This window comes from Frankia nepalensis (genome assembly GCF_016786325.1).
Lineage (GTDB): Bacteria > Actinomycetota > Actinomycetes > Frankiales > Frankiaceae > Pseudofrankia > Pseudofrankia nepalensis.
In genome coordinates this window covers 1-21,536 of the sequence record NZ_JADWYU010000017.1, presented here as the reverse complement: position 1 = coordinate 21,536, position 21,536 = coordinate 1, and the positions used below count along the sequence as shown (strand labels likewise).

General features: G+C 74.6%; 13 protein-coding genes, 2 pseudogenes and 1 riboswitch. Of the genes and pseudogenes, 8 read left to right on the top strand and 7 right to left on the bottom strand.

Annotation, left to right across the window (positions count from 1 at the left end; all coding sequences use genetic code 11):
* The 6 genes and pseudogenes from I6A81_RS00170 to I6A81_RS00145 form a co-directional block, all read left to right on the top strand.
* Positions 1 to 3,074 (top strand): annotated as a pseudogene (locus I6A81_RS00170) (hypothetical protein); the annotation flags it as partial.
* The gene (locus I6A81_RS00165) at positions 3,071 to 3,229 is read left to right on the top strand and encodes a hypothetical protein (protein WP_203005815.1); all 159 of its coding nucleotides are present in this window, start codon (positions 3,071 to 3,073) and stop codon (positions 3,227 to 3,229) included. The pseudogene I6A81_RS00170 and the gene I6A81_RS00165, both read left to right, overlap by 4 nt.
* Positions 3,226 to 4,248: a serine/threonine-protein kinase gene (locus tag I6A81_RS00160; RefSeq protein WP_203005814.1), complete on the top strand. Its 1,023-nt coding sequence runs from the start codon at positions 3,226 to 3,228 to the stop codon at positions 4,246 to 4,248. Before I6A81_RS00165 ends, I6A81_RS00160 begins: the two co-directional genes overlap by 4 nt.
* Complete coding sequence (locus tag I6A81_RS00155) at positions 4,245 to 5,318, top strand: TRAFAC clade GTPase domain-containing protein (protein ID WP_203005813.1); 1,074 nt, start codon at positions 4,245 to 4,247, stop codon at positions 5,316 to 5,318. The genes I6A81_RS00160 and I6A81_RS00155 overlap by 4 nt, the downstream gene beginning before the upstream one ends.
* Complete coding sequence (locus I6A81_RS00150; RefSeq protein ID WP_203005812.1) at positions 5,318 to 6,958, top strand: hypothetical protein; 1,641 nt, start codon at positions 5,318 to 5,320, stop codon at positions 6,956 to 6,958. Before I6A81_RS00155 ends, I6A81_RS00150 begins: the two co-directional genes overlap by 1 nt.
* Complete coding sequence (locus I6A81_RS00145) at positions 6,955 to 10,269, top strand: FtsW/RodA/SpoVE family cell cycle protein (protein WP_203005811.1); 3,315 nt, start codon at positions 6,955 to 6,957, stop codon at positions 10,267 to 10,269. Before I6A81_RS00150 ends, I6A81_RS00145 begins: the two co-directional genes overlap by 4 nt.
* 53 nt (positions 10,270 to 10,322) lie before the next feature.
* Here I6A81_RS00145 and thrC read toward each other — a convergent pair whose 3' ends face one another.
* Positions 10,323 to 11,606 carry a threonine synthase gene (thrC, locus tag I6A81_RS00140; RefSeq protein WP_203005810.1) on the bottom strand — a complete coding sequence of 428 codons (1,284 nt, stop codon included), beginning with the start codon at positions 11,604 to 11,606 and terminating at the stop codon, positions 10,323 to 10,325.
* 6 nt (positions 11,607 to 11,612) lie between these two features.
* A riboswitch (SAM riboswitch) is annotated at positions 11,613 to 11,800 on the bottom strand.
* Between the two features lie 406 nt (positions 11,801 to 12,206).
* On the opposite strand from thrC, the gene I6A81_RS00135 reads away from it, so the two are divergent.
* Positions 12,207 to 12,965 carry an HAD family hydrolase gene (locus tag I6A81_RS00135; RefSeq protein ID WP_203005809.1) on the top strand — a complete coding sequence of 253 codons (759 nt, stop codon included), beginning with the start codon at positions 12,207 to 12,209 and terminating at the stop codon, positions 12,963 to 12,965.
* Between the two features lie 197 nt (positions 12,966 to 13,162).
* Here I6A81_RS00135 and I6A81_RS00130 read toward each other — a convergent pair whose 3' ends face one another.
* The 5 genes from I6A81_RS00130 to I6A81_RS00110 all read right to left on the bottom strand — a co-directional run bounded on the left by I6A81_RS00130 (position 13,163) and on the right by I6A81_RS00110 (position 19,313).
* Positions 13,163 to 14,908, bottom strand: a complete 1,746-nt coding sequence (locus I6A81_RS00130; protein WP_238430218.1) for an alpha,alpha-trehalose-phosphate synthase (UDP-forming) — start codon at positions 14,906 to 14,908, stop codon at positions 13,163 to 13,165.
* A 325-nt stretch (positions 14,909 to 15,233) separates the two neighbouring features.
* Positions 15,234 to 16,082, bottom strand: coding sequence for a trehalose-phosphatase (gene otsB / locus I6A81_RS00125; protein WP_203005807.1), 849 nt, complete (start codon positions 16,080 to 16,082; stop codon positions 15,234 to 15,236).
* Between the two features lie 277 nt (positions 16,083 to 16,359).
* Complete coding sequence (locus I6A81_RS00120; protein ID WP_203005806.1) at positions 16,360 to 17,031, bottom strand: LytR C-terminal domain-containing protein; 672 nt, start codon at positions 17,029 to 17,031, stop codon at positions 16,360 to 16,362.
* Positions 17,028 to 17,645 carry a DUF3263 domain-containing protein gene (locus tag I6A81_RS45340; protein WP_307874368.1) on the bottom strand — a complete coding sequence of 206 codons (618 nt, stop codon included), beginning with the start codon at positions 17,643 to 17,645 and terminating at the stop codon, positions 17,028 to 17,030. Before I6A81_RS45340 ends, I6A81_RS00120 begins: the two co-directional genes overlap by 4 nt.
* A gap of 384 nt (positions 17,646 to 18,029) precedes the next feature.
* On the bottom strand, positions 18,030 to 19,313 hold the full coding sequence (locus tag I6A81_RS00110) for an ABC transporter substrate-binding protein (protein ID WP_203005805.1): 1,284 nt from the start codon (positions 19,311 to 19,313) through the stop codon (positions 18,030 to 18,032).
* A gap of 150 nt (positions 19,314 to 19,463) precedes the next feature.
* Here I6A81_RS00110 and I6A81_RS00105 point away from each other — a divergent pair.
* Positions 19,464 to 19,874 (top strand): annotated as a pseudogene (locus tag I6A81_RS00105) (RNHCP domain-containing protein); the annotation flags it as partial.
* A 172-nt stretch (positions 19,875 to 20,046) separates the two neighbouring features.
* Here I6A81_RS00105 and I6A81_RS00100 read toward each other — a convergent pair.
* Entirely contained in the window at positions 20,047 to 21,285 is a 1,239-nt protein-coding gene (locus tag I6A81_RS00100; RefSeq protein WP_307874367.1) for an ABC transporter substrate-binding protein, read from the bottom strand.
* Positions 21,286 to 21,536 lie beyond the last annotated feature (251 nt).

Below are 21,536 nucleotides of genomic sequence, written 5' to 3'. Positions count from 1 at the left end.
GCGTCCACGCGGGGGCTGGTGCCCCCCCCCGGGGGGGGGCCGGCCCCGCCCCGCCCCCGGGCGGGGGCGCCGGCGGATTCGGTACCACCGGCGGTTTCGGCGGCGGTGGACTCGGCGGTGGCCCCGGTGGTCCCGGCGGCGCCGGCTTCGGCGGGGGCGGCTTCGGTGGGGGTGGGTTCACCGGTGCCGGCGGCTTCGAGGGCGGCCTCGACGACGGCCTCGACCGGGGCCCCGCCGGCGCCGAGTCCTCCGGGCTGGTCGAGGACGAGGTGGTCGTCGTCCTCGACCTGCGCACCGACTACGCGCACGTGGCGGCGAAGCCGATCGAGGACCTGCAGGTGGAGTACCTGCGCCGGATCGGCCGCGCGACGGGCCGCACCGGCCACGTGCTCGTCATCGACCACACCACCCACCTGGCCGAGCACAGCGGGCTGCTGCGCCGGCTGGCCGGCGCGCGGTCGGTGACCCAGCTGGTGGTGCTGGCCTGCGGGCAGCAGCCCGGCCCGGGCCAGGTGGAGCTGCCGGTCGCCGGCCTGATGGTCGTGCTCTACGTCGGCGACCCGCGCGGCATGGGCTGGAGCCCGGGCAGGGCCCGCGACATCCGGATGGTCGACGACACTCTCGACCCCGACGGCGCCGAGAACCTCGCCGCGCTGGTGCAGGCACTGCGGGTGCCCCGGGTGTTCATGGCCGTGCACGCGAAGGCGCAGGAGTTCCGCTACCGGGCGGCCGCGCCGGGGATGCGGATCGTGCTCGGCCGGCTCGACGAGGCGAGCCTCGCGCAGGCCCGGACGCAGGCCATCCGGATGCTCGCCGAGCGGGACCCGGCCAGCGCGCCGGTGGCGCAGACCCCGGCCGACGCGCTCGCCGTGCTCACGCTGCTGACCGGCGACGCCACCACCGACCGCGCCGGCGTCGGCCCCGGCGTGTTCATCGACGCCCAGGGCGTGCTCGCGCGCACCCGCGACGCGGCCGAGCACCACGTCACGACCGCGACGACGCTGCTCGCCGCGCTGCGCGAGGAGCCGTTCGCCCCGCGGCCGACCGCGGCGGGCGGGATGAGGCGGGCCGGCGAGGCGGTCTGGGCCGAGATCCAGGGCGCCGGCGGGCGGCTCGGTGAGTTCGCCGGGATGCTGGCGTCCGCGTTCGGGCGGATCGGGGGCGCCGAGGGGATCGACCGGGACCGGGGCGACGCGCTCGCCCAGCTCGGGATCAAGCCGGCCCGGGTGGCCGCCGGCGAGCCGGCGGCGCTGCTGCGGTCGCTGCGCCAGCTCGCCTACGCGAGCCTCGGCCAACAGGAGCCGCTCGCGGGCCTGACCAACCGGCTGCGCGAGTTCGCCGCCGCGGCGGCGCCGGCTGGCAGCACGCTGCACGCGCGGCGGGTCATGGACGCCTGCCACCCCGGCCTGACCGGCAACCTCACCAACCCGCCGCGCTTCCCGCTGTCATTCGCCGCTACCGGGCCGTTGCTCACCGCGCTGCTGTCGGGACTGCTGGCCGGGCTGTGGTGGCCGATGGGCATCGGGTTCGGGCCGCTCGCCGTCGCCGTGACGGTCTGGCTCGGGGTGACGCTGCACATCCGCCGGCCGGTGCCCTTCCCGCGCAACCCGCAGGACCCCCGGGACATGGCGCGCGGCCATCTGGCGGCGTTCATCGTCGTCGCCCTCGTCGGCGGCGGTGCCGGCCTGGGGCTCGGCCGTCTCTACCCGGTGCCGGTCGCGCTGGGCATCGTCGCCGTGCTGGTCGGGCTGGTGCTGTCCGCCGCGCCGGTGTTCTGGTGGCGGCGGGCGGTCGACCGCTGGAAGAAGCAGCTCCAGCTCCCGGCCGCCGCGGCGGCCGTGCGCAACCTGAACGACCTGCTGGCCTCGGTCGCGCTCAACGAGTGGATCCTGGCGGACGCCCGGCTGCGCGCCTCCCGGACGGCGGGGGCGCTCGCCGCCGCCATCGACACCGCGCGCGCCTCGCTGTCCGAGGCGCTGGTGACCCTCGCGCAGGCGGGCGGCGTCGCGTCGCCCACGCCGCCGCGCCGGCTCGGGACCGAGCTGGACGTCGGCTTCCGGCTGCGCGACCGTGCCGGCCAGGTGACCGACGTCCTCACCGACGACCTCGGCGACATCGTCCGGACGGTGCTCGACCGGCACGCGGCCGAGCTCACCGGCGGGTTCGTCGACGACCTGTGCAACGGTGTCGACCGGTCGATGGCCGAGTGCCTCGCCCGGTACGCCGACCACCTGGAGCACAGCGGCCTGCTCACCGCCCCGCCGTTCGCCGGGGACCCACGCAAGCGGGTCGAGCTTGCCCGATCCGTCTGGCAGGGCTCGCCGATCGTCGGGCAGCTGCGCGCGGCCAGCGTGAACGACGAGGGAATCCTGCAGCTGAACCGGTCGGCCGACCTCGGCCGGCTGGACCTCGCGCCGGACGGGTCCGCGCTGGTCCGGTTCGTGCCGGAGGTCGCCGGCGTCGGCGGCGACGTGACGACCACCAGGTCCGCGGACGTCGCCGGGCTGATCCGGCTGGTGCAGTTCCGGCCGAACGCGGTGGACGCGGGCGGCACCGGGCCTCGGCCGCGCCGCCCCGAGGCCGGGTCGGCCGGCGCCGGCCAGCCGGACGCCGCGCCGGCCGCCGATGGGGCGGACACACCTGCCGCCGCCCCGACGGTCGCCGACACCTTGCCCCCTCGGCCTTCGCCCCCTTCGCCTCCGCCCGCTCCGCCCGCTCCCGCTCCGCCCGCGGCCGCTCCGGCGCGGACCGTCCCGTCCGCGGCCGGCTGGGGCGGGCAGGCAGCACCGGCGGGCGCGGCGCAACCCGCGGCCCCCTCGTGGCACCAGCCAGGGGGCCCCGTCCCGGCGGCCACCCGAACCGCCCAACAGCCGACCCGCGGCCCGGCGCAGGCGTCCCCGTCCACGTCGGGCTGGGACGAGCCCGCGCCGGCCCCGGCGGCCGAGGCGCCGACGTGGGGCGAGCCGGTGCCCGCCCCGGAGGCGCCGGCCGAGGAGACGCGGGCTGAGGAGACGCGGGCCGACCCGCCGCACGCTCGCCCGCCGGCCGCCGAGCCGACGGACAACCCCTGGTGACCGACAAGGATGGGCCGATCGTGTTCCTGGAGGTAGTGACGCTGGCCGTGGGCTGCCTCGCGGCCTGCCTGCCGCTGGCCTGGCTCGCGTTTGGCCGGCGCGTGCCGGCGGGCCGGTGGGGGCGGGGCCGGACGGGCGGTGCGCCGCCGCGATGACCGAGATCATCTCGTTCACCCGGGCCGACGGCGGCCAGGACACCTGGGAGGTCGAGTTCGAGCCGACCACTCAGACGCCGCAGTTCATGACCCGGTGGGCGCTGGCGTCCGGCGGGCAGCGCTTCGTGGTCCGCTACGCGATGGGCGGCGAGTTCGCCGAGCACCTGGTGGAGAACGCCATCCGGGTCGGCCTGCGGATCTGGCGCCGCTACGGCTCCGAGGCCGCCTACCCGGCGGAGCTCAGCCGGCTCGTCGGCTACAACGTCGACTGCGAACGCCCGTTCGTCATGGTGGCCGAGCACGGCGTGCCGCTCGCCGAGCTGACCAGGCCGTTCGACCCCGACGAGCACCGGGCCTTCGCGGGTGGCCTCGCCAGCGGGCTGTACCTGCTGGCGTACCTGGGGGTGACGCACCGGATGGTGCGGCCCGACTCGGTGCGCTGGGACGCGGCGACCCGCCGCGCGCAGATCACCAGGTTCGACTACGCCCGCCTGGTCGGCACGCCGCGCCTGCCGCTCGCCTCGACCTGGGCGTCGCCGGAGCAGCAGGCCGGCGGAGGGCTGACCGACCACCGGGACGACGTCTGGAGCGCGGGCCTCGCGATGCTCAGCCGCGCCATCAAGGGCGTCGTCGCCGGCCCGACCGGCCAGCCGGACGCGGTGGCCTCGGGCGCGCCGTTTCTCGCCCCGATCCTCGACCGGCTGTTCGCGCCGGTCGGTGAGCGGCCCGACGCGGGCGAGCTGCTGCGCCGGATGGGCCGCGCGCCGGGGTCGTTGCCGGCGCTGCCGGACGACGAGGCGCGGTTCGCGCGGGCGAGCGCCGAGTACGACCAGCTCGTCCAGCTCAAGGCCGGCCCGCCGCCGCGGCAGCAGCCGCCACCGCCGCCGCCACCGCCGAGGGAGAGCACCGGCCGCTTCCGCCGCAAGGGCCGGGTCGGGCCGCCCGCGTTCGCGGTCCAGCCCGGCTCCTCGCGAGGGCTGCCGTCCTGGGCGCCGCCGAGCTGGGAGGCGACCCGGTGACCACGCCGCCGCCGCGCGAACGACAGGTCCTCTGCGTCAACTGCCTCTACCAGTTCATCTGGAACGGCGACACCATCTCCAGGCTGGGCGAGAACGGCGACTTCGAGGACCTGAGCCTCTCGGAGGCGCATTTCAGCCAGCGCGCGTTCCTGATGAAGGACTCCTTCATCGAGTGCCCGAACACCGACGTCCCGACGCACCGCATCCCGATCGAGTTCGCGCTCTACGAGCCGCCGGTGATCATCGGATTCGTCGGTGACACCCACGCCGGGAAGACCTGCCTGCTCGCGTCGATGGCCGGCGAGATCGAGGGCAACAAGCTCCGTCAGTACGGCCTGCTGAAGGGCGCGGCCAACGAGGCGAGGCACCAGGACTACCTCCGCCAGCTGGTGCGGCCGCTCTTCGAGGAACGGGTGGCGCCGCCGCGGACCGGCATCACGGACTTCGTGCAGTACGCGGACGCCGTCCTGCTCCGTACGGTGAACAGCAACCGGATCTTCCCACTGGTGCTGTTCGACATCGCCGGGGAGAGCCTGCGCGGCTACCAGGAGTCGGCCACGGCGGTCCGGTTCCTCAACGCCGTCAGCGCCCTGATCTTCGTGGTGGACCCGGACAGGTTCGACCGGCCGATGGGCGACCCGACGTTCGGGCCGGCGACCAGCAGCCTGCGGTGGGCGATCGAGCCCGGCGGCGGCTCCCGCCTTCAGGTCCCGGCGGCGCTCGCGGTGACCAAGAGCGACCTGCTGCGCTTCGAGCCTCCCGTCGACCGGTGGATGATCGACCCGCCGTCGTCGGCACGGCTGCTCGACGGCGAGCAGGTGTACGCGCAGAGCCGGGACGTCTACGCCTTCCTGCGAGACCGCGGGGCGGACGTGTGGCTCGAGCCCGTGGACGCCTACGAGCGCACCACCCTGCATTTCGTCTCGGCGACGGGTGTCGCCTTCGACCCCAAAGAGAAGTTGTTCGCCCGGCAGGTCCGCCCGCGCCGGGTCCTCGAACCGCTGGTGTCCGTGCTGGCGATGAAGGGGTTCCTGGACGCCGAGTTCGTCCGGGGACGGATCGGATACTGATGAGCAGCTCCGGTTTTGACAGCGGCGCCACCTTCGAGGCGCCCGGCATCCACAACAGCTCGGACACCCTGGTCAACCAGGCTGTCTTCCGGTACGTCGCCGGGCCGGGCTTCTCGTTGGTGGCCAGCTCGCTGACGGAATACGAGGAGTCCACGTTCGCGCAGTCGATGACCCGTGTCATCGATCTCGAGTACCAGCCGCGCGACACCAGCCCCAGCCTCTGTTTCACCAGGACCCGCCGGGGCTACGGGGTCGTCATCTACCGCGTGCCGGATCCCACCCGTCAGCGGACCTCCGGGGCCGCGCACGTCCTCGTCGGCAGGTCACTGACCCCGGCCGTCGCGCTCGCCCTGAGCCAGGGGCTGGACGACGGTGAACCCGTCTACCGGGGCTGGCTGGCGCTCAACCCCCCCGACCAGCAACTGCCCCGCGCGCTGCGGCCGATGGATCCCGACCGGATCGCCGCGCTGGCGAGCGGCCGCCTGGGGCAGCTGTCCGAGCTGGCGCGGTCCGCGCGCTCGGCCGGCGAGCTCGTCGGGCTCGTGGACGGCCTGCTCCGGGCCGGCGGCACCAGGCAGGTGTCGGTGTATCCGAACGCCGCGAGACCTGAGGCGCTGCTGTGCGCCGCCTTGGAGATCTTCGAGCCGATCGGGATCGACTGGACCTTCTCCACCTTCGAACACCGGGAACGTTCCGACTTCAAGGTCGCCTTCTTCCCGCAGCGGCTGGCGGAACCCAACGGGGTGCCGGTGGACCTGTCCCGGCCGCGAGCGAAGTTCGAGGGCTCGCAGGTGCTCGTCGACACCTATGTCCACCACGGGCCCAGGGCGGTGGCCGACCTGTTGGGCGCGGCCGGGGTGACGGACTGGGAGGGCCTGCTGGAGTGGGTGGCGAACCCGCGGCGCGTCCCGCGCGAGTTCGGCGCCGTCGAGCTGCTGGAGGCCGTCGCGTGCCCCGGTTCGGCCGGCCAGCTGAAGAAGATGCCGGAGGATGGCCCGCACCGGCCCGAGGACAGCCATGAGCTGCGCCGGCAGCTGGCCATGGAGGCCCGCGGCCTGCGGTGGGACCGGCTGCCCGGCTACGCCGAGATCGGCAACGCCACGCGGCGCGTCGCGAGCGCGGCCTTCCCCGACCTGTCGCTGTCCGAGGACGCCGAGGCGCAGGCCCAGGTGCTGTGGCGGGAGATCCTGACCGCCCTTCCACCCGGCGGCGACGAGCGGCAGAAGTCCCTGGCCAAGGCACTGCTGGACCGGGCGGCTCAGCTTGGCTGGGTCCGGCCCCATCCGGTGGCCGAGATCGACGAGCGGAGGCTCCTGGCACTCCCAGGCTCGGCGGTCAGCTCGGACGGCCGGCTGGTCTACGTGACCGTCACCCGCCCGCGCCCGGTGGCCCCGCCCGTCGCGGCGAGGCCGCCAGCCAGCGGGGGACCGGACCAGCAGCGGCCGTTCACGGTGGCTCCGCCCCAGGTCCCCGAGCCCTACCTGCCGCGGGTCGAGCCGCCGCGGGTCGAGCCCGAGCGCCCCGCGGAGCCGGCGATCTCGGGCCTGCGGGCGTCCGGCGACCTGCAGGTGCTTCTGGCGCTCGTGGGCGTCCTCGGGCTGCTCGTGCTGCTGGCCGTGCTGGCCGAGTCAGTCCTGTGACGGCGCCAGCGGGGACGGCGGCGCGCCGCCTCCCGGCCCGGCGCCCGGCGAGCGGCGCGCCGCAGGCCGGGCCGCTGTCGGTCGACGGCGCCAGGGGCGCCCTCGTCCTGGCATCCGCCGTCGCGCCGGCCGCGCTCACCTGGCTGCTGGTCTTCGGCCTGACCGTCCATCGACCGGACCTGGACGTGGCGCCGGCGCACCTGCCGGCGACCTTCGCGGCGTTCCTGGTCGGTGTCTCGGCCGCCGTCGGGGGGTGGGCGGTCACCGGAGGCTGGGCGGCCACCGCCAGCCGAACCGGCCAGCGCGACGCGGTCGACCATGGCATCGCCCGGCTGGCGCTGCCGCTGATCGTCGCGAGCTACACGCTGGTCGCCTTCGGCGTGCTGATCCGGCTGCGCACGTCCGGGCTCGGCACGCCGCTGACCGGGCTGATGCTGGCGCTTCTCGTCGGCACCGCCGGCCTCGTCGGCCTGCCGTGGCTGCTGCGGCGCCCGCCGCGGTCGGCCCATGGCACCTCCCGGGGGCCGGCCCGCGACGGCGGACCTGGTCCGGGCGGGCCGGGCCGCGAGAACGCGGGCGACGCCCGCGCGCGGCTCGCGGGGGCGGCCCGTTGGGCCGTGCCGGCGGTCGCGGCCGTCGCGCTGCTCCTCGCCGGGTTTGACCGGGGCGACGAGGCGCACTGGGTGCTCGCCGGCGTACCGGCACGGCCGGCGGCGCTGCTGCCGCTGGCGCTGCTCGCGGCCGCGGTGCTGGTCGCGCGGCCCCTGCTCCCCGAACCGTTCTTCGACGACGCGGGCCTGCCCGATGGCTACCTCGGTGGGGAGGACGGCGGACGGACCTGGCCGCTGGTCGCGCTCGCGCCGCTCGCCGCGCTCGCGCTGCTGCCCCTCGTGGGGCTGTCCCGGCCGGCCCCGGTGGTGGCCGTCGCCGTCGGTGCCGCGGTGCTGGTCTACCGGCTGGCGCGATCCCGGCCGCTGGTCGCCGCCGGGCTGGTGGCCGCCGCCGTCGTCCATCTGATCGTCGTCACGGCGGCGGCCGACGTCTGGCGCGCGAGCTACGACGACGACGTGGCGCAGCACGTCGCGCTCGCCGCGGGCCGCGGTGGGCTGGTCGGCGCGGGCGCCGGCCTCGGCCTCGTCGAGGCCTATGTGCCGGACGGCGAGGTGCCTGGCCGGTACGCGCTGGCGGTGGTGGCGGAGGAACTCGGCCTGGTCGGCCTGCTCGCCGTGCTCGCCGCGTGCGCCACCGTCGCCGTCCTGCTGATCCGGCTGGCGAGCAGATGCGTGTGGGACGACACCGACCTGTGGGCCCGCCCGCTCGCCTGGGCCATGGCCGCGACCCTGGCCCTGCCGGTGCTCGCCCTGTTCGCGCCCGGCCTGGACGTCGCCCCGCCGGGGGTCGCGCCCGACGGCGTCGCCCTGGTGGCGCTGCTGTGGACGGTCGGCATCGTGTCCGCGGCCGCGCGCCGGTCCGCCAGCTCGCCGTATGCCGCGCGCCGGGCCGCCGCGACGGCGGACCCTGGCACGGGGGCCGGCCGGCCGGCGGCCGGTGGCGGCGTGGCCCGCGGATGGGTCGCGTCCCTGTGTGCCGTGCTCCTCGCCGTCGTGGCCGCCGGGGCCATGTGGGCCCAGGTCGCGAGCCTGGCCGACGCGCGCGCGACGCACGACGGCGACGACGTGTCCGCGATCGAGGCGGCCGACGAGCGCAGGCTCGACGAGGACCCGGCCGCGCTGAACTGGAAGACGTCGGGTAACCGCCCGGTCCCGGGCATCGACGCGGCGACGGCCGAGGCGCTGGAGGCGGCGGTCGGGGGGGAGCCGCGCTGCCCGGCCCTGAGCGCCGCGGACACTCCCGGCCCAGGCGCGCTGGGCCGGCGTTGCCCCGCCCCGGCGGTCATGCTCGACCCGGCGGCGCAGCAGGCGGCGGTCAGGGCCATCGACGGCCTGCCGGCCGGCACGGCGGCGACGGTGGTCGCCCTCGACGCCGACGACGGCCGGCTGCTCGTCCTCGCCACGGGCGTCGGCGGGCCGGGCGAGGACGCCGGCGCCGCGACGCCCGCCCCGTCCGCTACCCCGACGCCGTCCGTCACGGCCACCGGGTCCGCGTCGCCGGACGCGACCGCTTCCCCGACCGGATCCGTTCCCCCCACCGACACCGCGTCGCCGACCGGGTCCTTGCCGCCGACCGGCGCCGGGACCCTCGGCGCGCCTGGGGCACCGAGCGACAGCCCGGTGGTCCCGGCCCCGACGACCGCGCCCGTCGGCGAGGTCGACAGGGACCTGACCGCCCCGGACGGGAAGCAGCCGGCGCGCGACGATCCGCCAGGGACCGGCACCACGACCGAGCCGCCGGCCACCGGTACGGCGACCGAGCCGCCGGGGACTGGCCTGGTGACCGAGCCGCCGGCCACCGGTACGGCGACCGAGCCGCCGGGCACCGGCACCGCGACCGAGCCGCCGGCGGCGGGACCGCTGTGGGCGCGGCAGCACCCGGTGGGCGCGATCGGCCGGCTGCTGGTGAACCCGTTGTCCGCGGAGGTGTCGCCGGACGTGGCCGCGCGGGTGCTGCACGAGCTGCGGGCCGAGGCGGCCGTGGCGCTCGAGTTCCCCGACGTCCTGCTGGCCGAACTGGAGAAGCCGGCCGATCCCGCTGTCCCGCCGGACCCGGCCCAGGCCGCGGTGAACGCGGAGAAGGCGAAGAAGCTCAAGGAGCTCGACGACTGGATCGCGGACAAGTACCCCGGCTGCGTGATCCCCGCGCGGGAACGCCAGCCGCTGTCGTTCCGCGACGGCGCGGGCTGCGCCCCGGTACTCCAGGCGCTGCTGCGGGCCGGTGGGGTGCCCGCGGCGGTGCCGAGCGCGCTGGCGGCGTTCTCCCTGAGCGGGCCGGCCGGCGTCGTCCTGCGGGACGAGGGGATCGGCGCCACCCCCGGTATGCCCGGCGTCGAGCTCGACGCGGCGAGGTGCCAGGACAGCGTGGACACCTGCGCGCGGGTGAGCCCGCTGCAGCTCGCCGTCGTGCTCGCGGGGCTGCACCGCGGCACTCCGGTCACGCCGGGCATCCTGGATCTCGAGAACGACCTGGCCAGGATGGGGCCCGACGCGGCGGCGCCGAGCTCGTCCCCGCTGACCGACAAGATCGACGGGTTCGCGCGGGTCACCGCCGCCGAGGGCGGCTGGTCGCTGAGCCTGGCCCGGCACGACGGCCACGATGTCATCGTCGTGAGCTACGTCGTGGCCGCCCCCGGCGCCGCCGTCCAGGACCAGGCGTCGGGCCTGGTGGACGCCCCCGTCAGGCGGCTGGAGGACTGACCGGCCTCGCTGGCCGGCCGGGCGGGTGACGCCCGGCCGGCGCGGGGCTGGCGTCAGTCGTCGCCGAGGCCGGCGGCCTCGAAGGCGGAGAGCTTGGCGGGGATGGTGGCGGTCGGGACGGCGTTGCCGACGAGCGGGTCGAGGGTCTTCAGGCCGTCGCCGGTGTTGTAGATGACGGTCTCCGCCTCGGGGTCGAGCAGGCCTTCGCGCAGCAGGCGGCGCAGGCAGGCGACCGTCACGCCGCCGGCGGTCTCGCCGAAGACGCCCTCGGCGCGGGCGAGCAGCCGCATGGCCTCGACGATCTCGTCGTCGGTGACGTCGGTGATCGCGCCGCCGGTGCGCCGGGCGACGTCGAGCGCGTACGGGCCGTCGGCCGGGTTGCCGATCGACAGCGACTTGGCGATCGTCGACGGGCGGACGGGGGCGACCGTGTCGACGCCGCGCGCGAACGCCGCCGCCACCGGGTTGCAGCCGGCGGCCTGGGCGCCGAACACCTTGTACGGGGTGTCCTCGACGAGCCCGAGCTTGCCCAGCTCACGGAACGCCTTGTCCACCTTGGTCAGCAGCGAGCCGGACGCGATCGGGACGACGACCTGTTCCGGCAGCCGCCAGCCGAGCTGCTCGGCGACCTCGTAGCCGAGCGTCTTCGAGCCCTCGGCGTAGAACGGGCGGATGTTGACGTTGACGAACGCCCACTCGTACTCGCCGGCCAGCTCGCTGCACAGCCGGTTGACGTCGTCGTAGTTGCCCTGGATCGCGACCAGGGTGCCGCCGTAGACGGCGGTGGAGACCGTCTTGCCGTCCTCCAGGTCGTGCGGGACCAGCACGATCGAGCGCAGCCCGGCGTGCGCCGCGTGCGCGGCGACGGAGTGCGCGAGGTTTCCGGTGGAGGCGCAGGCGACGGTCGTGAAGCCGAGGTCGCGGGCCGCGGACAGGGCGACCGAGACGACCCGGTCCTTGAAGGAGTGCGTCGGGTTGGCGCTGTCGTCCTTGACCCACAGGGTCTTCATGCCCAGCTCGGCGGCCAGCCGCGGCGCCGGGCGCAGCGGGGTGAAGCCAGCGCCGAGGGACACCCGGCGGTTCGGGTCGTGGCCGGCGGGCAGCAGGCCCACGTAACGCCACAGGTTGCGCGGGCCGGCCTCGATGGAGGCGCGGGTCACCCGGCGCAGCCGGTCCTCGTCATAGGAGATCTCCAGCGGCGCGAAACACTCGACGCAGACGTGGGCTGCCGCCAGTGGGTAGGTCGCGCCGCAGTTGCGACAGGACAGGGCTATCGCGGGATTCGCGTCATCCGAGGTGAGGCCCGGCTGGGCAGCGCGCTCCGGCGCAAGAGTCATTGGTACTCCTCATCTTTCCCGGGGCCGACATGGCACCTCGGGTCGGAATTGGCACCTGCCGCGGGTGTGCTAACTGCCGTGAGCCGGGTAGCGGTCGGCCACGACGAAGCCGCCCCGGGAGGGCGGCCAGCACACTCATCCGCTCGGTTGCCGGGGCTTCACTGGGCCGTTCCCTCTGCCCCTCTGGATGAGCCATGTTCAGTTGTGTCTCCGTACTTTAGACCGACTGGCGCCGCACGCGCAGCGCACTTGCCGCGCTTTGCCGTGTGATGTGCCCTGCGCCCGGACGCGTGTCGGGGCGCCGGGCGGCGATGCTGTCAGATGCTGTCCGGAGGACTGTCGGGCGGGCACCGGCCGCCAGCCGGCCGAGGACCCTGCCCCACCCGCCGCCTACCGATGATGCCGGGACGTTGCAGGGACCAGGGCCACCGGCCGCTCCGCCGGCAGCCCGCTCCTCTGGGAGGATTCGCGCGCGTGAGTGCAGGAGAGAACGAGCGGAGTGGACGTCCGAGGTACGAGGACGGCCGCGCAGGGAGTGAGCGACGCAGCGAACCGGGTACATCGAGTATCCGTGTCGTCTACACCGATCTCGACGGGACCATGGTCGGGCCGAAGGGCTCGTTCTTCCTCGCCGAGGACCAGACGCTGACCCTGGAGGCGGCCAACGCGCTCGTCGACCTGCACGCCGCCGGCATCGCGCTGGTGCTGGTGAGCGGCCGTACCCGGCCGCAGCTGGTCGAGGCCGCCGCGATCTTCGGTGCCGACGGCTTCATCGGCGAGCTCGGCGCCATCGTCGGCTGGGACCAGGGCCGGTCGAGCGAGATCCTGCGCGGCGCGATGCCCGAGCACTACAGCCAGGTGCCCGAGGAGCTGCTGCACGAGCTGATCGCGGCGAACCCCGGCCGCCTGGAGCTGCACACTCCCTGGCACACCGGGCGAGAACTGGACGTGATGTTCCGCGGAAAGATCGATATCGAGGCGACCGACGCCTGGCTGAGCGCCGCCGGCTTCGACTGGCTCTCGCTACGGGACAACGGCCTGATCGCGCCCCATCACATGCCGCACCTCGGCGCCATCCCGCACGTCTACCACCTGGTGCCCGAGGGGGTGGGGAAGGGCGAGGCGGTCGCCTGGGACCTCAAGCGGCGCGGCATCGACCCGGCGGACGCGATCGCGATCGGCGACTCCGCGAGCGATCTGATCATGGCCCGCTATGTCGGGCGGATGCATCTGGTCGCCAACGCCCTGAACCATCCCGACATCCCCGCCCTGCTGCCCGCCTACGACAACGTCGTCGTCGAGCCCGAGCCCGTCACCCTCGGCTGGGCCAGCGCCGTCCGCGCCTGCCTACCCCGCTGAACGATCCGGCTGGTGCCACCACCAACATCGGCCTGCCACGCATGATCGCGGGTAGTGCCCTCGGGGGGTCGCGATCAGGGTCTGATCACAACCTCCAGGGGGCAGAAACGGCGATCATGTTCGGCGTCGCGACAGGGTGAGCCCTGGCGAGGCCACGCGCGAGGTGCGCCAGGTGTGCGTCCCGTGGGGACGCGCACCTAGGGCGTGGCCGTGGGGGCGGGAAGGAGGTCGAGCTGCTGGCGGAACCAGTCGCCGGGTGGGAGCCGGGCCGCTAAGGCGGCCAGGCGGCCGGCCCGACGGCGGCGCTCGTCGATCGGCATCCGCAGGGCCGCGTCCATCGCCTCGGCGGTGGCGGTCACGTCGTACGGATTGATCACCAGCGCGTCCGTGCCCAGCTCCGCGTAGGCGCCGGCCTCCCGGGACAGCACCAGCGCGACGTCGCGGTCGGAGACCGCCGGCCCCTCCTTGGCGATCAGGTTCATGCCGTCCCGGATCGGGTTGACCACGAGCACGTCGGCCAGCGTCAGTGCCGCCAGCGAGCGTGGGTAGTCGTCAGTCACCTCGAGGCGCAGCGGCAGCCAGTCGTCGATGGCGAACTCGTCTTCGATCTCGGTCGCGATCCGCTGCACCGCGGCGGTGTACTCCCGGTACTCGGGCAGGTCGTGCCGGGAGGGATAGGCGCATACCAGGTGGGTGACCCGCCCTCGCCATTCCGGATGGGTGCGCAGCAGTTCCCGGTAGGCGTCGAGACCTCGGACGATGTTCTTCGACAGCTCGGTGCGGTCGATGCGCACGATGAGGCGCCGGTCGCCGACCAGCTCGCGGAGCTCGGCCGCCCGCGAGGTGACGTCCGTGGCCGCGGCTCGCGTCCGCAGCGCCGCGGCGTCCACCCCGAGCGGGTGGACGCCGATCCGGACCAGGTGTCCCCCGTGCTCGACCGCCAGATCGCCGTCAGGCCCGGCCTCGTGGCCGGCCGGGGCATCCGCGGCGGCCGCGGGCTCCAGGAGGGCGGTGCTGGCGCCCGCCCTGTCGTCGACACCCTGCTGCCCACCGGGCGCGGCCTGCCCGCCCCGCGCCGAGCCGTTCGAGGTGACCTGGACGGGCACGCTGGCCCGCTCGACCCGGAGGGTCCGGCCGGCGTCCTCGAGCCGGGCCCCGTCAGCCAGGGTCTCGTCGGCCGGGGCCTCGCCGATCAGGACCTCGTCGCCCAGCAGGGCGCGGGCGCAGTCGCGGAAGGCCGTCGCCCAGCGGGCCGTCAGGAAGCCAAGCCGATCCGCGCCTAGCATGCCGCCGATCACTGCACGAGAGACCCGGTCGGGCAGGATCTGGAAGTAGTCGGGCGGCGCCCACGGCGTGTGCGTGAAGTGGGATATCCGCAGGTCTGGGCGTTGCTTGCGCAGCAGACCCGGGACAAGCGTCAGGTGGTAGTCCTGGATCAGCACCGCCGCGCCGGTGGCCGCCTCGGTGGCCAGCGCGTCGGCGAACATCGCGTTGTAGGCCTCGTAGGCTTCCCAGTCCCGCCAGAAGGTGGCGCCGAAGCTCGGCTCGCTCGCCGGGGCGAACAGCAGGTGCAGGACGAACCACAACGTCCTGTTCGCGACTCCGTTGTAGGCCCGGTCGAACAGCACCCGGTCCACGTCGAGCATCCGGACCGCCGCGCCGCCGGTGTCGAACCCGGCCCGGTCCAGCCGTCCGTCCGGCGACAGCCGGGTGGCGCGCCGGTCCGCCTCGCTCAGCGCCGCGCACACCCAGACGATCCCGGACGGCGGGTCCGCCTCGCTACTTTCCGCGACGGCCACGGCGGCGTCATCGACTGAACCGCCGCCGGCGAGCTCGGCCGCGAGGCCGCCGGCCGCGCGAGGCCGCGCGTTGGGCGCGCCGCCCGCGTCGTGGATGACCTGCTGCATGCCGCTGACCAGGCCGCCACTGCCCCGCCTGGCCATCAGCCCACCGGTCTCGGAGAAGGAGAACGCGACCGGGCCTCGGTTGGAGGCGACCAGCACCCGCGCGCCGCCGACGGTTGCTGGATCGGGTCCCGCCAGCGCGGCCCGGGTCAGGTATGGCACACAGCGCAGAGTAGACGACCGCATCGCTCCGGATGGCCATGTCACCTGCGAATTCCGGTCCGTTGGCGGCCGATGACGCCCCGGCGGCGGGCGGGTCGCCTCGGGAGCGGACGGTCACCCTCCGGAAGTGGTCATTCCGCCCGTTCTGACCGTTTCATCCGATCCGCCGGGAGCGGGCTGGGCGTCGAGCCCGCATCCGGCATCAGCCGATGCGGGCGGCGAGGAGGTTCAGCAGGGTGACGACGCCCAGCGGGCCGTCGACGACGAGGTCCGCGCGCTCGCGCAGTGCCGCGGGCACCTCGGGACCGTCGCTACAGACCGTGAGGCCGGCGATGCCGAGGCCGCGCAGCTCGTCGACCGCGTCGAAGGCGGGCAGGTCGCCCAGGTCGTCGCCGGCGACGAGGACCGAGCGCGCGGTGCGCTCCTCGACCAGCTCGCGCAGCGCCCGGCCCTTGTCATGGTTCGGTGGGCGCAGCTCGAGCACCCTCTTGCCGGGCGCCGCCTCCAGGCCGTTCTCCTCCGCGAGCCGGCGCAGCGCGGGCGCCAGCGCGCCCAGCGCCGCGTCCGGGTTCGCGGCGCGCCGGACGTGGATGACCAGGGCCTGCGTCTTGTCCTCGACGGTCACGCCCGGCGGGGCGTCGCGCAGCACCTCGGGCAGCTGGGAGCGCACCGTCGCGATCCCCGGAAGCGGCTCGGGGCTGGTCGTCGCCCCCGTGGCGCCGTCCCAGCGCTGTAGCCCGTACTGGCCGAGGACGGTCAGGTTCTCCAGCCCGGCGCGCTCGCCGTTGCCGTTCGCGAGGCCCGTGAGCTCCAGCAGCGCGTCGACGGGACGGCCTGTGATGATCGCGCACGTGCCGACCCGGGCGGCGAGTGCCCGCAGTGCCTCCACCGCTCCGGGAGCGGGCATGGCGTCCGCGGGCCGCGACACGATGGGCGACAGCGTGCCGTCGTAGTCCAGCGCTATCAGAGCCGTGTCGGGCGCGGTGATCAGCGCCGCGAGCCCGGCGCCGCCGGCCGGGGTACGAGGTGCGGGGGCAGGGCCGGTCGTCATGACGTGGCCTCGGCGAGGCGGTTCCTGATGGCCATGGCACCAAGTGTGCCGCCCGCCCCGGATCCGCCATCCACCGACTGTGTTCCGAAGCATGGCGGCGACGCTGAGCGATTGCCTCGCGCTGATCGGCTGAAGCCCGTCGCCACGCCGGCGAGGCGGGGCCGGGGTGCCCACCATGCGCGCGACGGCCCGAGCTCGGTCCGCGTGGGCGTTCAGCCCAAGGCGCTTCCCGTGGATCTTCGACCGCGCGGACCGACCAGGATCCACGGGAAGTGCCCTAAGCGCAGCGTGCCCCGGATTCGTCGGCGAACTCCCTGGTCACGACGAGCAGAAGATCGTCATGTTCGTCGTCCGCGCGGATCAGCTCGTCGGGATCGATCTTCCGGACGGCCTTGACGCCGGGCACCAGCCGCTGGAGGTTCTCCGCCGCGGCCTTCAGGTCGTCGGTCTCGTAGAAGACCGTGGTGAGCTCCTGGTAGAAGCCCTCCCGCAGGTAGTTGCCCGTGCGGGTCACCTCGAAGCCCGCGTCGCGGACCTTGGGCGCGGCGGTGTCCTCGGCCAGGCGGGTGCATCTGGAGTTGTTGAGGATCACGACAGGGGCGCGCGGTCCCTGGCCGCTGGCGGGGGCGCTCGGCTGGGTCGCGGGCGCGGCCGGCGGCGGCGCGGCGGTGCTGGGCTGGGCCGCCGGGCTCGTGGCGGCGGGCGGGGTGGTCGCCGCCGGCGGGGTGGTGACGGACGCGGACGACTGGGACGTGCTCGCCGCGCCGCCGGCCTGGGGCTCGTCGGCGGACCCGGAACCGTTGAGCAGATTGATCAGCAGGATGCCGGCGCCGACGGCGCACACGGCGGCCAGGCCGGCCCAGAACGCGCGCATCCGGCCGGGTGACGCCGGCGCGCGGCGGCGGCCCGCGCCCGCGGCGGAGCGGGTGGGTGTCTCGGTGTCGCTCATGGCCGCCCGCCCGAGCCGTCCTCGGGGATGCCGTCGCCGTCCGCGGAAGTGCGCGCTGGCCGGGCCCCGCCGACACCGCTCGCGGGGCTGGTCGTGGGCGACCAGCCCTGGCGGCGGGCGGCCCGCAGGCGCGACAGCCGGCCGACCAGCACGGGCTGGGCGGCGAGCGCGGCCGGGGACTCGATCAGCGCGTTCAGGAGCTGGTAATAGCGGGCGGGAGAGAGGCCGAACTCGGCGCGGATGGCCTCGTCCTTGGCCGCCGGGTACCGCCAGGTCCGCTGCTCGAACCGCAGCACGCGGGCCTCGCGTTCCGAGAGCCCTGGCCGGGTCGTCGACAGGCCCGCCGGCAGACGCGCCGGATCGTCAGCCTCCTGGATCGCCGGCTTCCCAGCGGGGCTCTCGGACCCGCCCGATCGGCTCGGCCGATCGGGCAGGGACCCCGGATCCGCCGGGGACCTGGTCGCCGATCCGGCGTGGGCCCCGTCGCCGGCCCGATGGGAGCCCCGCGCCGCTTCGGCCTGGGCGGAGCCCCGGGTCCCGGGCAGCGCGGAGGTCTCGGCGAACGCGGAGGTCTCGGCGAACGCTGTCGCCTCGCCCGGCGGCGCGTCATCCACGGCAACCCCCCTCGGCCCGCCTCGCGGTACCGGTGCCGGCGGGCGATGGACCGGCCGATCTCCGCGAACCACGTCAATGTGCTTGCGCAGCCACTATTCCACCCTGTGGGTCCGACAACCCAGGCCGCCCCCACCCGAATGCCGACGCGCGAACGGCCGCGCCTCGGTCCGCGTCACCTCGGTCCGCGTCACCTCGGTCCGCGTCGCCTCGGTCCGCGTCGCCTCGGTCCGCGTCGCCTCGGTCCGCGTCGCCTCGGTCCGCGTCGCCCCGGTCCGCGTCGCCCCGGTCCGCGTCGCCCCGGTCCGCGTCGCCCCGGTCCGTCGGCGGGCGCCTCAGGGCGTCCGCGGCGGAGCCTGGCGCTCGACGAGGAGGCTCGGGAGGTCTCAGGGCAGGTGGTTGCCGCACCACTGGTCCTTGCCCTCCGGGTTCGGCGTGACGTCGTAGCCGGTGCCCTGCTCGTTGACCTGGACGAAGATGTAGCAGTTCTGGAGCTTGCCCCAGTCGGCCAGATCCACCGTGCCGGGCAGCAGCCCGCCCGCGTCGTAGTCCGTCACCCGGCGCAGCGTGTCGATGTACTCGGCGCGGGTCGGGCATTCGCCGCCCCGCTCCAGACCCGTCAGGAAGAGGTCGGTGACGATGTAGGTGAGGAACGCCATCTCCTGGTCCGGCGGCTGCATCTCGGGGACGTAGCGGCTCACCGCCTCCGTGTAGCGCGCGTGGGCCGGTGTCTTCGCCTCGAACGGGAGGTAGTTGAGCCAGGTGTACAGCCCGGCCATCGCCGTTCCCTGTTTCTCGAGCAGCGAGCGGTCGTATCCGCTGGCCGCGAGGACGATCTTCACCGGGGCGTCCACCGCCCGGAGGCCCTGCAGGATCCGGGTCATGTCCCGGGCGGACAGCGCTCCGGTCACCGTGTCGACGCCCGCGGCCTTGAGCTGCCGGCCGAGCAGGACCGGGTCGGAGTACGCCGGGTTGAAGATGAACTTCTCCGGAAGGACCTCGACGTCGACGGCCTCGAGGCTCTGCCGGAGCTCGTCGTTGAGGGAGTTCGCCTGCTGCTCGATGTCGCTGTCGATGACGGCGGCCTTCGTGCCGCCCCGGGCCTTGACGAAGGTGCCGAAGGTGTCGATCGAGTCGCCGCTGGTGTAGATGAACGTGTGCGCGAACAGGTTCGGGTACGCGTGGTCCGACCAGATCGGCTCCGCCGGCAGCCCGACGACCGGGATCTTCAGGTCGCGCAGGTAGTCTGCGCCGCCGGAGGCGACGGTCGTCGATTCCACGAGGCCGAACACCTGCTCGTTCTCGACCAGGTCGCGCACCGTGTCGTCGTTCTGCTCCGGGACGCCACCGTCGTCACGCCACTCGTAGACGATCTTGCGGCCGTGGATGCCACCGGAGGCGTTCTGCTGCTCGACGCGGGCGATGAATCCGGGCAGGGTGGCGGCGAAGGCCTGGTCGAGCGGGCCGCTGTCGGGGTAGACGTAGCCGATCTTGATCTCGTCCGCGCCGAATCCTGGTGTGTCGCAGGTGTCCGCCCTGTCCGTGGCGGAGCCGCCGCCGCCGGCCGAGCCGCAGCCCGCCGCCAGGGTCAGGACGACGGCCGCGGCGAGGCGAACCCGACGTAATCGGACACCATGGCGCGTCTCCCGTGATCGGCATATGCGCGACATCTCACCTCCAGGTCGATTTGGGCAACAATAGTCCGTTTCCCGTATCGGTCCAATGGATGCGCAATTTACACCGAGTGTTCTATGTGAAATCCATCGAAAACCACTTCACGCCGGGCGTGCCCGTCGCGGATTCATATCTTTTCGGGCGTTATGGTCGTAACCGGCGTCGCGGGGGGGGGCGGCTACCGTGGAGCGGTGACGCGCCGGTTCACCCGCACCACCGAGGACTTCGACTGCCTGGTGTGCGGGGCGGCGGTCCGCGGCGACGGGTACACCAACCACTGCCCGCGCTGCCTGTGGTCCCGGCACGTCGACGTGGCGCCCGGCGACCGGGCGGCGACCTGCGGCGGGCTGATGCGCCCGGTCGCGGTGGAGGTCCGCGCGCACGACACGATGCTCACGCACGTCTGCGAGCGCTGCGGGCACCGGCGCCGCAACCGGACCTCGCCGGCGGACGACCAGGAGGCGCTGCCGCGGCTGGCCGCCGAGGCGGCGAACGCGGCCCTGGCCGGCGGCATCGAAGAAGCCGCCGTCGGCGCCAGGAAGCGGCGCCGCCGGGGGGGGGGGGGGGGGGGGGGGGCGGGGGGGGCGGGGCCCCCCGCCCCCGGGCCCCGCCGGGGGGGCCCCCCCGCCGGGCCGGCCGTCGGTCACCGCCGCTCCGTGTTCTCCGCGCGTGGGCCCGCGGCGTTCTTCGCGCGTGGCCCGCGGGCTCAGCGCCCGCGCGCGGGAAGGCTCACGGCGACAGCCGGTTGCCGCACCACTGGTCCGCGCCCGCCGGGTCCTTCACCACCTCGTAGCCGGTGCCCGCCTCGTTGACCCGCATGAACGTGTAGCAGGTGTTGAGCTGGCCCCAGTCGTCCTGGAAATCGATCTCGCCGGGCATCAGGCCGCCCGCGGTGTAGCCCCGCAGCCCGCGCAGCGTGCTGATGAAGCCGGCGCGGGTCGGGCAGCTCCCCGCCTTCTCCAGCCCGGTCAGGAAGATGTCGGTGAGGATGTAGGTGACGAGCGCCAGCTCCTGGTCCGGTGGCTGCAGCTCGGGCGTGTATCGCGCCACCGCGGCGAGGTACTCGTCGTGGGCGGGGGTCTTGCTCTCGAACGGCTTGTAGTTGAGGTACGTGTAGAGCCCCGCCATGACCGCGCCCTTGTCGGCGAGGACCTGGTGGTCGTAGCCGGTGGGCGCGAGGAAGACCTTGACCGGCGCGTTCGCGGCCCGCAGCCCCCGCATGATCTCGCCGATGTTCACCGCCGACGTCGACCCGAGCACGGTGTCCACGCCCGCGGCCTTCAGCTGCTTGCCGAGCTGGACGGCGTCGGTGTGCTGCGGGTTGTAGACGAACCGTGTCGGGACGACCTCGATGCCGACCGCCCGGAACCCGTCGGTGATCTTCTGGCCGATCTGGTCGGAGACTGCGTCGACGTCGCTTCCGATGACCGCGGCCCTGGTGCCACCCCGGGCCTTGACGAAGGCGCCGAACGTGTCGACGCCGGGACCGGCGGAGTAGAGGAAGGCGTGCGTGAACATGTTCGGGTAGGCGCGATCGGCCCAGAGGGGCTCGGCCGGCAGCCCCACCACCGGGATTCCCCGGTCGCGCAGCCAGCCGGCCCCGCCGGACGTGGCGATCGTGGACTGGACGATCCCGAAGACGTCCTTCTCCTCGACCAGGGCCCGGACCGCCTGCAGGTTCTCGCCGGCGTTGGCCGCGTCGTCGTTCCACTCGTAGACGAGCCTGCGGCCGTGGATCCCGCCGGCGGCGTTCTGCTTCTCGATCCGGGCGACGAAGCCGGGGAGCGCGGCGCCCAGCGCCGATGCCAGGTGGCCGCTGTCCGGGTAGACGAAGCCAATCTTGATCTCGTTCGCGCTGAAGCCGGGTGCGTCGCAGGCCGGGGGGCCGGATGCCTCATTGGAGTCACCGGCGGTGCCGCAGCCCGCGGTCAGGGCCACGGTGGTGACGACCGCGGCGACCAACGCCACGCCGCGTGCGGCGCGTCGCGTCGGCTCCGAACGGCGTAAAAGGTGCACTTCGACCTCCAGGGACGGATTCGGGCAGACACTAGCCCGTTGTCCGGTTCGCGCGGCCCGGCACCCTCCCGGCCGAACGCACGCCCGTGACGGCCGTGACATTTGAATTTCGATGTCGAGGTCGGTTGTACGCGTCTTAGGGTCCCGAAACGGCCACCGCCGGCGCCAGCACGCGGCGCCGGCGGCCGCCGGGCCCGGGCGGC